Here is a 15,904-nt window from a genome sequence, read left to right on the forward strand (position 1 = left end):
ACCTGGCTTTTGTATTTCTTTAGGCAACATCGCAAAAGAACTATATTTGCAGTCTCTATGAAGAAGATTAGAAATTTTTGCATTATTGCCCATATTGATCACGGCAAAAGTACATTGGCTGATAGGTTATTAGATTTTACTGGTTCCGTTACTGATCGTGAAAAGCAAGACCAGTTGCTTGATAGTATGGATTTAGAACGTGAACGAGGCATTACTATAAAAAGTCATGCTATTCAAATGGAATATGAATATCAAGGCGATACCTATATTTTAAACCTCATCGACACCCCAGGACATGTCGATTTTTCATACGAAGTTTCTAGGTCTATCGCTGCTTGCGAAGGCGCGCTTTTAGTTGTAGATGCCGCCCAAAGCATTCAAGCACAGACCATTTCAAATTTATATTTAGCCCTTGAAAACGATTTAGAAATCATTCCTGTTCTGAATAAGGTGGACCTGCCAAGCGCAAGTCCTGAAGAGGTGACGGATGATATTGTAGATTTATTGGGCTGTGATGCCGAAGAAGTTATTCCTGCAAGTGCAAAAACGGGGATAGGAATCGAGGCTATTCTTAACGCTGTAATTGAAAGAATTCCAGCTCCTAAAGGCAATATTGATGAGTCTTTACAAGCTTTAGTTTTTGACTCCGTATACAACCCCTTTCGAGGTGTAGAGACCTATTTTAGAGTTATTAATGGTGAAATCAAAAAAGGTCAAAAAATTAAGTTTGTTGCTACTGATAAAAGTTATTTTGCTGATGAGATTGGTACGCTTAAATTAACCCAACACCCGAAGAAAATTATTTCGGCTGGTGATGTAGGTTATTTGATTACTGGGATTAAAGATGCTCGTGAAGTAAAGGTGGGCGACACCATAACCGATTCTGCACATCCGACGAAAAATGCAATCGCCGGTTTTGAAGATGTAAAGCCTATGGTTTTTGCTGGTATTTATCCTGTAGACACCGAAGATTTTGAAGAACTACGATCTTCAATGGAAAAATTACAATTGAATGATGCTTCCTTGGTTTTCGTGCCTGAAAGCAGTGCTGCTTTAGGTTTTGGGTTCCGTTGTGGGTTCTTAGGAATGCTTCATATGGAAATCATTCAAGAGCGTTTAGAGCGTGAGTTTAACATGACGGTAATTACCACTGTTCCAAACGTTAGCTACCATGCGTTTACCAGAAAGGATCCTGAAACACCTGTAATTGTAAACAATCCTAGCGATTTGCCCGATCCTTCAACAATTGATCGTGTTGAAGAGCCTTATATAAAGGCAACTATCATCACAAAATCAGACTTTGTAGGTAATGTTATGTCATTATGTATTGATAAAAGAGGACAAATCACCAATCAAACCTATTTGACAACTGAGCGTGTTGAACTAAGTTTTGACATGCCTTTGGCTGAGATTGTTTTTGATTTTTATGATCGTTTGAAAACAGTTTCAAAAGGTTATGCTTCATTTGATTATGCTCCGATTGGTATGCGAACTTCTAAATTAGTTCGTGTTGATATTCTTTTAAACGCTCAACCGGTTGATGCGCTATCAGCACTAATTCACGCCGATAATGCCATGCATATTGGTAAGAAAATGTGTGAAAAATTAAAAGAGCTCATCCCAAGACAGCAATTTGATATTCCTATTCAAGCTGCAATTGGTGCCAAAATCATTTCAAGAGAAACTACTAAAGCGCTTCGAAAAGATGTAACAGCAAAGTGTTACGGAGGTGATATTTCTCGTAAAAGAAAGCTTTTAGAAAAGCAAAAGAAAGGTAAAAAACGGATGCGTCAAGTGGGTAATGTTGAGGTGCCTCAAGAAGCTTTTATGGCTGTTCTGAAATTAAACGATTAGTTGTCTTCAGCAACAAAATCAAATACCTTACCCAAGTAAACTAATTTATAACCTTCTTGCACATCATAATTCTCTTTGCCAAAAGCCGAGATAATTTTTAAATCCCCATTGGTGTCTTTTAGAAATAATGGAATGATGTCGTTGTCAGCTTTTGTAATTTCTAATAGTCCAGAATAGTGGTTTTTATCCGTCAATTCAATTTCATTAATGGTTGGATATTTACGGGCAGCATCTGTCAATTTAATAAAGTCATCTGTATGAGAAAATAATCCTTCTTCAGGGTTGTTCTCTGGGTCATTCATTTCATCTGTATTGACCAAACGGAAAGCCCCATTCTCGCCAAATTGCTTTTTGAACTTATCAATAGCAAATTTATTGATGTCTGAATTGCCCGTCAACGCCATTAAAAAACCCATATCATTCAATTCAATATTATCAGTTAATGAATCTGAAAATATGTTGGCGGTCATTGCTTCAATTCCTAAGGCCTTGGCTTTATTCACATTCGATTGGTTGTTGTCAATTAAAACTACATGTCTGCTGTTTTTCCTTAAATAACTACCAATCAATCGAGATACTTTTGAAGCGCCAATAATTAATATTCCCTCAGACTTTGTTAGAAACACTCCCACAATTTTTGCAAACATTCTCGCGGTAGTTGCATTTAAAAGAACCGTTCCGAGCACAATCATAAAAACCAATGGCGTTATATACTCAGCTCCAGGTTCTCCTTTTGCTAATAATTTTGACCCAAAAAGGGAGGCAATCCCAGCAGCCACAATACCTCTTGGACCCACCCAGCCGATAAACATTTTTTCATTAAGCTTTAGCGCCGAACCATTAGTGCTTAGAAACACTCCTAAAGGCCTTATAATAAAAACAACAATTGCAAATAATGCAGCTGTTTTCCAATTCATCAACAACTCTAAATCGCTAATATTAATGTTTGCTGCTAGTAAAATGAACAGAATAGAAATTAAAAGAACACTCAAAGATTCTTTAAAATATAACAGTTCTTTAAGGTTGGGCAGGTTCATGTTTCCTAAAACCATCCCCATAACAACAACAGCTAGAAGACCTGATTCATGTGCAAAAACATCAGACTCCACAAAAACTAATAATACCACTGATAAGGACACCACATTCATTAAATAATGTGGTATTAAGTTCTTCTTAATTGCAAATGCCAAAGCATGAGCAAAGGTGAAACCAAAGGTGGTTCCAAACAATAATATTTTACCAAATTCTATTAAAGCTGTTTGCGTATAGCCGCTTCCTTCACCAACACTAATAAATTCAAAAACCAAAACCGCTACCAAAGCACCTATTGGGTCAATCAAAATCCCTTCCCATTTCAAAACCGTCGAAATATCTTTTTTAAGGGGAATGTTTCTTAAAATTGGTGTTATTACAGTTGGGCCTGTGACTATAATTAAAGCAGAAAAAAGAAAAGAGATTTGCCAAGACAATCCAAAAATATAATGGGCCGCAACGCCTGCACCTAGAAAAGTTACCAAAGAGCCAAGGGTAATTAATTTGGTGATTACTGGACCAACATTTTTAATCTCAGACCGCTTTAAGGTAAGGCCTCCCTCAAAAAGAATAATGCTGATGGCAAGTGACACAAAATAATACAGCCCTTCCCCTGGGAATAAGCCTTTTGTTCCGTTCCAAATTGGTTCAATTAGTTTAGCCCCATCTTCTGTGTAAAGCGTGGCAATTGGCCCAACTAAAAGGCCTATTAAAATAAGAGGTAATATCGCTGGAAGTTTTAATCGCCAAGCTACCCATTGGGCAATGATTCCTAAAATTATTATTCCGGCTAGTTCTAACATTATCAATATGTTTTAGCAAACTCTTTTGGGTTGACCTTAAAGAGTTAGAAATGAAACTACTTGCTGATATTGTTAAACTTGAGTGCTCAGCTAAGTGAATTATGAAGTAAAAATAAGCATTTAAAGTATGTAGAAATAACGTGTTTAATTTAAAACCTAATGGTCTCTCATTGTCAAACGCAACACTGAACAGGCTGATTTTTCAGTAAACTTATCTTTACCAGTACCAAAAAGAACACTTATCCAATTGTCTTTTTGGGGTGTCCCTAAAATCAATAGGTCAAAGCTGGCTGAGGCCTTTGAAATAGCTCCAATAGAATCGTTATCTCTTTGAACGATTACCATACTTGAGGTGTCCACTTTTTTCAATAATTTTTTTGAATGAGCCTCCATATTATTTATGGTGTCCCAATCTGTTTTCTCTGGAACGACATGTAATAGTGTTAAAGATGCATTATAGAATGAGCATATTCTATCTGCTACAGCAATAAAGTTTTTGTCTTTTCTACCAGGCCTTAAGGCTAGCAAAACTTTGCCGATATAGCGCACGCCGTCGTCTTTAAAAAGGGCAAAATCTGAATTGATATGAGTTAGCAACCACCCTATAGGATTACTAACTAATATACCACTATGTGCTCGACCATTCCAACCCATCACTAACCAATCGCAATGCGTTTGGTTACTTAATTCATGGATGGTGTCTGAAATTTCATGGGTTACTGCCGCTTCAAAATCTACTTGTATGTCTTGTGAGGTAGCCAACCTATTTACCCTTCGTTCAAGAGAAGCTATCCTTGGGTTTTCTTCAACCATTGCGTCCAAAAAGGTTTGATTAGGAACTTCTGTAACGTTTACAACTTGAATTTTTTCACGTTTATTAATGGCTGCTGCGATTTCTACCAGCATTTCAGGCGAACGTTCATTCCCTAAAAGAGGAACCACAACTCCGGCATTAGAGGCCAATTCGCCATCTAAGTTTTGTAGGCTTTGGTTCTGGTTATTTCGATAGGTAATTTTTGTGTTACGCTTTCTTTTATAAAGCAAATACAACGCTGGTCTATGACCGTATTTTCTAAGAATTCCTGTTCGAGTGGCATTCTTCCCAAAAAAGAAATAGATCACAAAACCTAAAAGAAATATTCCTAAAATAGCCAACATCGGCCCTACTCCAAGAAAAACTAATAAAGCTATTCCGCTAAAAATGCCAAACAATTGAACTAAAGGATATAATGGCGAACGATATGGAGGGTTATACCATTGCGCTGAAGTCTCTCTTAAAACGATAACACAGGCATTGACCAAAATAAACATCATCACCATAAAGGCACTTGCTAATTTGGCTATTTTTTCCACATCAAGAAATAGAATAACCAAAGCCATTAAAAAACAAGTCATCAAAATAGTAACAACCGGGGTTAAAAATTTGCTGTGGATTTTACCCATGAAATCAGGTAACAATTTATCAATTGCCATAGCAAAAGGAAACCTTGATGCTGCCAAAACGCCAGAGTTCGCCATAGAGATTAGGGTGATGACCCCAACCAAAGCAGCAACATAACCGACAATATTGCCGCCTAATAGTTTTGAAATCGTATAAATTGGCTTGATGTCCGTTTGAAGTTGTTCTAGAGGCAAATTACCCACTAAAACAAAAGCCACAGAAACATAAATTATCGTCATAATAAACAATGAAAGAATCATCGCTCTTGGAAGGTTTGTTCCTGGGTTTTTAATTTCTCCTGCAATGGCCGCGACTTTGGTTACTCCAGCATAAGAAATATAAACAAAGGCCACTGTTGAAAAAAGGCCCATTTTGCCTTTAAGTAAAAAAGGGTCTAATAAAGCTGATGAGGTGCTGGGCAAACCAAACAACAGAATTAGAGCAAGGGTTGTCAAACTTATACTAACGATAAATATTTGAACTTTTCCCACCTTTTTTACACCCATGATGTTCAAAAACAAAATCAGCACCAAAAAAAGAACTGCTATATATTTTGTTAGTCCTGGGTCAATGTTAATTAGAATAGACAGGTAAGCGCCAAAACCAACTAAGGCAAACGCGCTTTTAAAAAGCAAAGAAAGCCACAATCCAAAACCTGCAATAGTTCCAAACAATGGGCCAAAAGCTCTTTCAATATAAACATAGGTTCCGCCGGAAGAGGGCATAGCTGTTGCCAATTCTGACTTAGATAATGCCGCCGGAAGAATACAAATAGCCGCAATCAGATAGGCCATCCAAATTGAAGACCCTGTTTTTGCAGCAGCCAAGCCTGGCAAAACAAAAATACCGCTCCCTAGCATGCCTCCAATACTAATAGCAATAACTGAGGTTAAAGATAGGCTTCGTTCTAGTTTTTTCAATTCGATGTGGTCTAAGCTCTAAAAATACCTTTTTATTTCAGAAAACCTAAATGGGTTTCTTTTAGCCTGTCAACAAAGTCCTTTTCTGTTAAAAAACATGCAATAAAAAGGTGTTTATAAGCTATTTACCTTAGGGTTTTCTTATTTTGGGCGTCATTTTAGTTTTTAAATGACATTATACCCCGTTGAAACCGGAAATTTTAAGTTGGATGGTGGCGCTATGTTTGGCGTTGTTCCAAAAACAATTTGGTCAAGAACCAATCCTGCTGATGGCAATAATTTAATTGATATCGCTGCTCGAAGCCTTTTAATTGAAGACGGAGACAGATTAATTCTTATTGACACTGGTATAGGCAATAAACAATCTGATAAATTTTTCAGCTACTATCATCAATGGGGTAATCATAACCTTGATAATTCTTTAGAAAAGCTTGGTTTTCATAAAGATGATATTACTGATGTTTTTATGACACATTTACATTTTGACCATTGTGGTGGTAGTGTACAATGGAATAAGAACAAGACGGGCTATGAGCCTGCTTTTAAAAATGCTGCCTTTTGGACAAACGAAGACCACTGGCGTTGGGCTACGGAACCAAACCCTAGAGAAAAAGCTTCTTTTTTAAAAGAAAACCTTTTGCCCATGGAGGCTGCGGGTCAATTAAAATTTATCAGCAGACCTACTCCTTTAGATGGTCAAAGTTTTGTGAAAAATTCAGAGTTAGGATTTGATATCTTATGCATTGACGGACATACTGAAAAGCAAATGATTCCACATATAAACTATAAAGGCAAAACCTTGGTTTTTATGGCTGACCTTATGCCAACTGTTGGCCATATTCCTTTGCCTTATGTTACCGGTTATGATACAAGGCCATTGCTCAGCATGGACGAAAAAGCAACGTTTAGTAAACAAGCGGTAGAAAAAGATTTTGTTCTTTTTTTCGAACACGATGCGCATAATGAACTTTGTACCTTAAAAAACACAGAAAAAGGAGTGCGTTTAAACGAATTGTTCTCCTTTAAAGAAATATTCCATTAACAATAAAGTTATTTTTCAAAACACTTTCTTATGACAACTACCTATTCAAAACCATTTTTAACGTTAGCTACCGCGGGGCTTCTTTTAGTAGGCTGTGGTACTACCGGTTTAGTTTCTACCCCTGTTGAAAATATTGATACTATTCCCCTTAAAATAGCTGAACTTTCAGAGAATCAGAAACAGACTTGGGGACATGCCGATTTAGTGTTGGATACAATACCAGGAATGAGTGTTGATAAGGCTTATGTAGAGCTTATTGGCAACAAAAAAGGAGAAACAGTAGTGGTCGCTGTTTTAGATTCTGGAATGGATTTAGACCATGAAGATCTCGATGGTGTTCTTTGGACAAATAAAAAAGAAAAGGCGGGTAATGGAAAAGATGATGATGGTAATGGTTATATCGATGATATTCACGGTTATAATTTTTTAGGAGATTCGTACAACGAACAATTAGAACATGCACGAATGCTGCGTTTAAATATTGGTAGCGCTGCTGATAGAGCAAAGGCTCAAATTGAGTTAGATAAAGAATACCCAAAAGCATTACAAAACAAGCAACAATATGATCAAATATTTCAAGCGGTGACCAATGCCGATGCTGCGGTAAAAGAAGAGTTAGGCAAAGACTCTTATACAAAAGAAGAGTTGTTGGCTATGAAGCCAACTACCGAACAACTGCAACAAAGCGTTTCTATTTTAACTCAAATGTACCAATACGCTGATTCTATTGATGAAGTAATTTCGGAGTTAACAGAGGGTATTACCTATTTTACGGAAAGAGTAAATTACAACTTGAATAAAGATTTTGACGGTCGCGGAGTTGTGGGTGATAGTCCTTATGATTTTAATAGTCGAGGTTATGGAGATGGCAACCCGAAAAACCGGGTTGAAGACGAAAGTCATGGCACACACGTAGCTGGTATTATAGCTGCAGAACGCAATAATGGAAAAGGCGTTAATGGGGTTGCTAATAATGTGAAGTTAATGAGTATTCGTGCTGTGCCTAATGGCGATGAATATGATAAAGATATTGCCTTAGGTATCCGTTACGCTGTTGACAACGGTGCAAAAATCATCAATTGTAGTTTCGGAAAGTCATTTTCACCAAATGCAGAATGGGTATATGAGGCTATTGAATACGCTGCGTCAAAAGATGTGCTCATAGTGCATGCTGCCGGAAATGACGGCAATGATTTGGATGACGCTTCTAATTCAAATTTCCCAAATGACCACAAATACAAAGGAACTGAGATTTCTGACAATATGATTACCGTAGGAGCTTTAGCGCCTTCTTATGGTTCTAAAATGGTTGCCACTTTTTCAAATTACGGGAGCACTAATGTAGATGTATTCGCTCCTGGTGATGATATTTATTCCACTATGCCGAATAACACCTATGAGTTTCAAGGCGGAACTTCAATGGCAGCTCCTGCGGTTGCCGGGGTAGCTGCATTGATTCGTTCATACTATCCATCGTTATCCGCATCACAAGTAAAAAACGTATTGATGCAATCGGGTCTACCTTCCAAAGCTTCCGTTATACTTTCTGGAGAGCCTGCCAATTCAAAACCTTTCTCTCAAGTCTCTAAATCGGGGAAAATGGTTAATGCTTACAATGCTTTACTTTTGGCAGAGAATATTTCAAAAGGGAAAGCAACACTTGATTATAATGCAGAAAAATGATAAAACTAGCTAAGAAAATTGTTTTTGCCCTTCTTTGTGGGCTCACGACTTTAATCGCTCAAAACAAAACCTCATATTGGCAACAACATGTAGATTATACCATGGATGTCAACATGGATGTAGAAACGTATCAATACACTGGGACACAAAAATTAGTGTATTCAAATAATTCTCCAGAAGCCCTAAACAGGGTTTATTACCATTTGTATTTTAATGCTTTTCAGCCTGGCAGTGAAATGGATGCTCGATTACAAGACATACAAGATGGTGATAAGCGAATGTTAAATGAAGGCAAAAGCCGAATAGCCACACTTTCAGAAACTGAAATGGGCTATTTACATGTTACCTCTCTAAAACAAGATGGCGCCAAAGTTTCATTCAATGAGGAAGGAACAGTGCTTGTGGTTGATTTGGCAAAACCAATACCTTCTGGTGAAACCACCACTTTTGAAATGGAGTTTAAAGGACAAGTGCCTTTACAAATTCGCAGGTCTGGTCGTAACAGCAAAGACGGAGTTGCGCTTTCTATGAGTCAATGGTATCCAAAATTAGCAGAATATGATTTTGAAGGTTGGCATGCTGATCCTTACATAGCACGTGAATTTCATGGGGTTTGGGGAGATTTTGATGTTAAGTTAACTCTAGATAAAACCTATACTGTTGGCGGAACCGGTTACTTACAAAACCCAAACGAAATTGGTCATGGTTACGAAACCCCGGGCACTAAAGTGAAGACCAAAGGCAAAACCTTAACCTGGCATTTTAAAGCCCCAATGGTTCATGATTTTATGTGGGCAGCTGACCCTGAATATGTACATGATACCCTACAGATGGAAAATGGCCCTATGCTTCATTTTCTTTATAAGAATGATGAAAAATATAAAGATACATGGGAAAAGGTTCAGCCCTTAACAGCAGATGCCATGGATTTTTTTAATAAAAACATTGGCCCATACCCTTACAAGCAATACTCTGTAATTCAAGGGGGTGATGGCGGAATGGAATATGCTATGTCAACTTTGATTACAGGTGGAGACAAACCCGGAAGTGTTATCGGAACCATGATTCATGAGCTAGCACATTCATGGTTTCAACACGTATTAGCAACCAATGAAGCCAAACACGAGTGGATGGATGAAGGTTTTACTTCATTCATAAGCGCCTTGTGTAAAAATGCAATTCTTGAGAAAAAATCAGAAAATCCTTTTGAACGTTCTTACGGTGGTTATTACTACTTAGTTAAATCAGGAAAAGAACAGTCTCAAGCGACACATGCTGACCGATATGATTCTAATATGCCTTATAGTATTGCCGCTTACAGCAAGGGGGCTATATTTCTTTCGCAACTTGGCTATATTATAGGTCAAGACAAGTTGATGGAAACCATAAGAAAATACTACGAAGACTTTAAGTTTAAGCACCCAGTACCCAATGACATTAAGCGAACAGCTGAAAAGGTTTCGGGCTTAGAGTTAGATTGGTATTTAATGGATTGGACACAAACTACCAATACCATTGATTATGGAATAAAAGAAGTGGTTGCTGAGGGTGATAAAACTAAAATAGTTCTTGAGCGTATCGGATTAATGCCCATGCCTTTAGATATTCTAGTGGTTGACGCTGATGGTAATCAAGAAACTTATTATGTGCCGCTAAGAATGATGAGGGGGGAAAAAGAAAACCCATATACCAATCTAAAAAGAACTATTGCTGATGATTGGGCCTGGGCATACCCAACGTATGAACTAATAATTGATATGCCTATTGCAGAGATTGCGGGTGTTTTGGTTGACCCTTCAAAATTAATGGCCGATGTCAATCAGGAGAACAACAGCTATCAACCAGAGTAATAGTATATTAATTTAAATTATGAAATCCGTTGTGCAACGATGTACAGCGGATTTTTTACTTTTATCCTATGGATTATTCCTTCCCAAAAAGAGAAAAACTTAAAAGCAAAAAGGCGATAGACCTATTATTTGCAGAAGGAAAACACCTTAATAATTTTCCCTTAAAACTAATTTATTTAGAAGGCAAAAAGGAGCCTAAAGTTCCATTTAAAACAATGGTTGTGGCGCCAAAAAAAAGTTTTAAAAGTGCAGTAAAGCGCAATCGAATAAAACGATTGCTCCGCGAATCTTTTCGGCTCAACAAGCATTTAGTTTTTAACAACATTGAGGGAAATTATACGTTCGCTATTTTATATCTTGGTAAAGAAATGCCTGAATATCATTTTATAGATGAGAAAATGAAAGGGCTTCTTGACAAATTCCTTAAAAAAATCGCTCATGAAAAAGCTCCGTAAAAAACACCTTTTAATTCCGGTTTTAGCATTCGCTATACTCTTTACTACAACGAGTTTTAAAAGTGATTTTTTTGAAATTGCTAAACAAATAGAAATATTTACAACGCTCTTTAAAGAGCTCAATATGAACTATGTCGATGAAACCAACCCTGCTGAGTTGATGGATTCTGCCATAAAAAACATGTTGAACGAATTAGACCCCTATACCCGCTTTTTAAACGAGCAAGATGTTGAAGGTTTTAAAATTAGAAATGCTGGTGAGTACTCTGGTATTGGTGCCTTAGTTCGTTCTTATGATGATAAATTACTGATTGTTGAGCCCTACAAAGACTATCCGGCAGATAAAGCTGGTCTTAAAGCCGGAGATGAAATCATTCAAATTGGAGATATAATGGTTTCCGATTTTGATGATAATGCGAGTGAATTATTGAAGGGAGCCAATAACACGGAAGTTACTATAAAATTTAATAGACAGGGCGAAACCAAAACAGCGGCGATTAAAAGAGAAGGTGTGGAAGTCGATGCTGTACCATATTACCATATGGTTGGTGAGAAAACTGGATATATTGTGCTGTCAAGATTTAATCGAAAAGCATCAAGCCAAACCAAATCAGCCATGCAAGATTTGAAAGGTCAAGGAGCAGAACGTTTGATTTTAGATTTACGTGGTAACCCGGGAGGGTTGTTGTCTGAAGCGATTAATGTTACCAATTTGTTTGTTCCTAAAGGAGAACTTATTGTAACCACCAAATCAAAGGTTAAAAAATTCAACCAAGAATATAAGACCAAAAATCAGCCTGAAGATTTAGAAATTCCTTTGGTGGTTTTAGTTAATGGAAGTAGTGCCTCAGCTAGTGAAATAGTTTCTGGCGGCCTGCAAGACTTAGACCGCGCTGTGGTTATGGGTGCTCGTAGTTTTGGAAAAGGATTGGTTCAACGGCCTTTAAAGTTAACTTATGGCACACAGCTCAAAGTAACTATTTCAAGATATTTTACTCCTTCTGGAAGGTGTATTCAGTCTTTAGATTACTGGAATCGAGACAGTGAAGGAAATGCTGTTCGCAATAGTGAATTCAAAGAATTTAAAACAAGAAATGGAAGAATTGTTGAAGATGGTGGAGGAGTCATGCCTGATGTTGAAATTGCGTCTACAAAATCAAATGCGCTAACCGATGCGCTTGTGCAAAATAATGTCATTTTTGATTTTGCAACCGATTTTTATTATAATAACACATTTGACTCTACTGTTGATTTCTCTTTTTCATCTAGTGACTATAATGCATTTAAGAGTTTTACAAACGGGAAAGACTTCTCATTTAAAACAGAAACAGAAAAACTGTTAGAAGAAGCGTTAAATAAAGATGATAGCTTGTTGGGTGCTGATGTTCAAAATAAATATAAAGACCTGCTTTTAGCAGTAAATAGAGGTAAGATAGCCGCTTTAGATTCTTATGAAACTGAAATTTCAAAAAAACTAGAAGATGAGATTATCAAACGATATTTCTATAGAGACGGGCTTTATGATTATAACCTAACGCATGACGATGCTATTTTAACTGCGGTTGAGTTGCTTTCTAATTCGAATAAATACAATAGTATTTTAAAGTAGTATTCTTTCTATTTTTAAAGCATGCATAAATTAAAAGTCTGTGAGCTATTCGCAGGGGTTGGTGGTTTTCGTCTAGGGCTTGAAAATAACGGTGCTTACGAAGTGGTTTGGAGCAACCAATGGGAGCCCTCTACAAAGGCCCAACACGCATCTATGGTTTATGTGGCGAGATTTGGTGCTAAAAATCATTCTAACGAAGACATTGAAAAGGTTTCAACAATATCAATACCCGACCATGACGTTTTAGTTGGTGGCTTTCCTTGTCAAGATTATTCAGTGGCCACTACATTAAAAAACTCTAAAGGGCTTATTGGTAAAAAGGGGGTGCTTTGGTGGTCTATCCATCGCATCTTAAAAGAAAAAAAGAACAAGCCTAAATACTTGGTTTTTGAAAATGTCGACCGCCTATTAAAATCTCCTTCAACGCAACGAGGGCGTGATTTTGCGATAATGCTCAGCTGTTTAAATCAGTTGGGCTATGCCATAGAATGGAGGGTAATCAATGCCGCTGAATATGGTATGCCACAACGAAGAAGACGTGTGTTTTTTGTCGGAATTCATGAGTCTTCTACCCTATACGAAGACTTGAAAGAACAGAGTGCCGAAAATTACCTGCTGCACAAAGGAGTGCTTGCAGAGGCTTTTCCTGCACATCTGGCCGATAAAAAACACAACACCTTTACCATTGAAAATGATGTAGTCAAACTATCTGAAAACTTTAATGAAAATGATAAGCTTTCTCCGTTCTTGAATAGCGGGTTCTGTTTTCAAGGCAAAGTATTTTCTACTAAAGTATCGCCTACTTACTATGGCCATCACACAACGCTCTTCAATATTCTTCAAAAAGGAAAAATAGCCCCAGAATACTATATTTCTGAAGACGATTTGCCCAAGTGGGAATATTTAAAAGGTTCTAAAAAAGAAGTCCGAACCACCAAAGACGGATTTCAATATAATTACGCCGAAGGCGCTATGGTTTTTCCTGATGCTTTAAACAATGCCTCTAGAACTATTATAACAGGTGAAGGGGGTAAGTCGCCTTCAAGGTTTAAACATGTAGTACAAACACCTAAAGGCCTGCGCAGGTTAACTCCTATTGAATTGGAACGTCTTAACATGTTTCCTGACGACCACACAAAACTTGAAGGAGTTACGGACGCCAAACGTGCTTTTTTTATGGGGAATGCACTTGTTGTTGGTGTGGTTGAAAAAATCGGTAATGCCTTACTAAATAAAATCAATTCTCAATGAACAAAAAAAGTTCATTCAAAACAGATTTAGCTAAAGAACGAAAGCTGACCCCCCTCTTAGACTCTTACTATTCCCTACACCTAAAAAATTATAGTTTTGAGCGCGTTTCTTCTTTAAAAGAACAGCTTGAGGGTGTTGACGTCAACTTCATCCACAAAACAAATTCAACACTTTTTCATGTAGACGAAAAAGCACAATTAGACTATATTAATGACGATTTGCCCACTTTCGCATTTGAAATTTCTTATTATAAAAATGAACTTCAAAAAGAAGGTTGGTTTTACGACAGCAATAAGAAAACCCATTTCTACGCGCTTATTACCGCAATTTACGACGATGATGAAACATTATTTACTTCTTGTAAAATCACTTTAGTAAACCGCAAAAAACTTCAGCTTATTTTGGTTAAAAAGGGGCTTGATTACAATATGTTAAATAGTCAATATCATAAAAATTCTCACGGGAAAATATGTATAGATGAGCTAGATTGTCGGGAACAAGGCTACTTGTTTTTATCCCAAAAAAATAAAGCAGAAAAACCGTTGAACCTCATCTTAAAATTAGAATGGCTTTTAAAACTAGGGGTCGCTAAAAGATTGGTTTAAGGCTTTATCATTTTAATATGTGGAATGTCATCTTCAAGATATTCTTTGCCTTGTTCAAAAAAGCCTAAACTATTGTAAAATTTTATCAAATACGTCTGTGCAGAGAGCTCAATTTGAGCGCCCTTTAGTGTGTTCTCAATATAATCAATAGTAGCCTTCATAATTACTCTTCCAAAGCCATATTTTCTTTCTGAAGTTTTAACCACTACTCGGCCGATAGCGGGGTTATCAAAGTAATCTCCGGGCTTAAATGCTCTAGTATAAGCAACAATCTTGTTGTCCTTTTTGCCTAAAACATGAATGGCCTTTTGGTCTTTGTCATCAACGTCTTGATACACACAGTTTTGTTCTACCACAAAAACCTCACTTCGTAGTTGAAGAAGTTCATACAATTCTCGTGTGGTAAGCTCATTAAATGTTTTAATTGAAATAGTCATATAAACTTAGTCTTGAACAATTATTTTTTTGTTATCGCACTTACCGTATTCTGGTTGAATATTCACGTGGTTAACGCCATATTGATGATATACCCTCTCTTCAATTTGCTCCAATATTTCATCAAATTCTGACAGTTTTATATCCTCTTTAAAATCGACATGAGCTTCTAAGTGAATTTCTTCTTCGTTCAATTGCCAAATATGTACGTGATGTACGTTCTTTATGAGTTTAATTTCTGATATAGTAGCCACAATTTCTTGAACCGCTATCGTTTTTGGAGTAAACAACATGAGTACATTGGTTGACTCTTTCAATAAGTCAAAACCCATATAAATTAAGTAAAGCGCTATTAAAAGCGTAAGTAATGGGTCAATCCAAAAAATGCTATAAAACTTCATTAAAACACCGCCTATTAATACCGCTACAGAAGCCAACATATCCGTCAACAAATGAAGGTATGCTGATTTCATGTTCATGTTAACGTCTGCGTCTTTCTTAATCAGCAAGACACTAAAGCCGTTACCTATAATAGCAATGATGGACAGCCAAATTACCAAGTCAGAACCTATTTCTTCGGGTTTATAAAAACGCTTTACCGCTTCAATAATTAAAAAGATGGCCACTACCATTAATGTTGCGGCATTTACAAAAGCAGCAATAATTTCAGCTCGTTTATAACCAAAGGTTTTGTTGGTAGAGGCTTTTTTCTTGGAAAGCGCATTCGCTATATAGCTTACAATTAAAGAGAGTACATCGCTAAAATTGTGTAACGCGTCCGATAGTAAAGCAAGGCTACCAGAAATAAGGCCGCCTATAACCTGGGCGATTGTAATAACTATATTTAAAAAAATAGAGATGCCTAAATTCCGCCCTTTTAAATCATGGTGATGATGGTGACCTTGATGGTGCGAATGTGACATA

Annotated in this window: 12 protein-coding genes; 8 read left to right on the forward strand and 4 right to left on the reverse strand. The window is 37.0% G+C overall.

Features of this window, described 5'->3' with window-relative positions; translation table 11 throughout:
* The first annotated feature begins 57 nt into the window (after positions 1-57).
* Positions 58-1,854, forward strand: a complete 1,797-nt coding sequence (gene lepA, locus RM520_RS02330; protein ID WP_311386832.1) for a translation elongation factor 4 — start codon at positions 58-60, stop codon at positions 1,852-1,854.
* On the opposite strand, the gene RM520_RS02335 is transcribed toward lepA, so the two are convergent.
* Together RM520_RS02335 and RM520_RS02340 are read right to left on the reverse strand one after the other, a co-directional pair.
* Positions 1,851-3,689, reverse strand: coding sequence for a cation:proton antiporter (locus tag RM520_RS02335; RefSeq protein WP_311386833.1), 1,839 nt, complete (start codon positions 3,687-3,689; stop codon positions 1,851-1,853). The two genes, lepA and RM520_RS02335, sit on opposite strands and share 4 nt — an antisense overlap.
* Before the next feature lie 156 nt (positions 3,690-3,845).
* The gene (locus RM520_RS02340; RefSeq protein WP_311386834.1) at positions 3,846-6,050 is read right to left on the reverse strand and encodes an amino acid permease; all 2,205 of its coding nucleotides are present in this window, start codon (positions 6,048-6,050) and stop codon (positions 3,846-3,848) included.
* A gap of 169 nt (positions 6,051-6,219) precedes the next feature.
* On the opposite strand from RM520_RS02340, the gene RM520_RS02345 reads away from it, so the two are divergent.
* The 7 genes from RM520_RS02345 to RM520_RS02375 all read left to right on the forward strand — a co-directional run bounded on the left by RM520_RS02345 (position 6,220) and on the right by RM520_RS02375 (position 14,545).
* Positions 6,220-7,092: an MBL fold metallo-hydrolase gene (locus RM520_RS02345; protein ID WP_311384100.1), complete on the forward strand. Its 873-nt coding sequence runs from the start codon at positions 6,220-6,222 to the stop codon at positions 7,090-7,092.
* A gap of 30 nt (positions 7,093-7,122) precedes the next feature.
* Positions 7,123-8,775 (forward strand): S8 family peptidase, encoded by a 1,653-nt coding sequence (locus RM520_RS02350; protein ID WP_311386835.1) that lies wholly within the window; start codon positions 7,123-7,125, stop codon positions 8,773-8,775.
* Entirely contained in the window at positions 8,772-10,625 is a 1,854-nt protein-coding gene (locus RM520_RS02355) for a M1 family metallopeptidase (protein ID WP_311386836.1), read from the forward strand. The genes RM520_RS02350 and RM520_RS02355 overlap by 4 nt, the downstream gene beginning before the upstream one ends.
* 68 nt (positions 10,626-10,693) lie before the next feature.
* Positions 10,694-11,080, forward strand: a complete 387-nt coding sequence (gene rnpA / locus RM520_RS02360) for a ribonuclease P protein component (RefSeq protein WP_311386837.1) — start codon at positions 10,694-10,696, stop codon at positions 11,078-11,080.
* Complete coding sequence (locus tag RM520_RS02365) at positions 11,064-12,689, forward strand: S41 family peptidase (RefSeq protein WP_311386838.1); 1,626 nt, start codon at positions 11,064-11,066, stop codon at positions 12,687-12,689. Before rnpA ends, RM520_RS02365 begins: the two co-directional genes overlap by 17 nt.
* A 21-nt stretch (positions 12,690-12,710) precedes the next feature.
* On the forward strand, positions 12,711-13,940 hold the full coding sequence (gene dcm / locus RM520_RS02370) for a DNA (cytosine-5-)-methyltransferase (RefSeq protein WP_311384105.1): 1,230 nt from the start codon (positions 12,711-12,713) through the stop codon (positions 13,938-13,940).
* The gene (locus RM520_RS02375) at positions 13,937-14,545 is read left to right on the forward strand and encodes a hypothetical protein (protein WP_311384106.1); all 609 of its coding nucleotides are present in this window, start codon (positions 13,937-13,939) and stop codon (positions 14,543-14,545) included. The genes dcm and RM520_RS02375 overlap by 4 nt, the downstream gene beginning before the upstream one ends.
* On the opposite strand, the gene RM520_RS02380 is transcribed toward RM520_RS02375, so the two are convergent.
* Both RM520_RS02380 and RM520_RS02385 read right to left on the reverse strand, forming a co-directional pair.
* Entirely contained in the window at positions 14,542-14,982 is a 441-nt protein-coding gene (locus RM520_RS02380; RefSeq protein WP_311386839.1) for a GNAT family N-acetyltransferase, read from the reverse strand. The genes RM520_RS02375 and RM520_RS02380 overlap by 4 nt on opposite strands.
* Positions 14,983-14,988: 6 nt before the next feature.
* Complete coding sequence (locus RM520_RS02385; protein WP_311384108.1) at positions 14,989-15,903, reverse strand: cation diffusion facilitator family transporter; 915 nt, start codon at positions 15,901-15,903, stop codon at positions 14,989-14,991.
* Position 15,904: the final 1 nt, after the last annotated feature.

The organism is Croceitalea vernalis (genome assembly GCF_031846405.1).
Classification (GTDB): domain Bacteria; phylum Bacteroidota; class Bacteroidia; order Flavobacteriales; family Flavobacteriaceae; genus Croceitalea; species Croceitalea vernalis.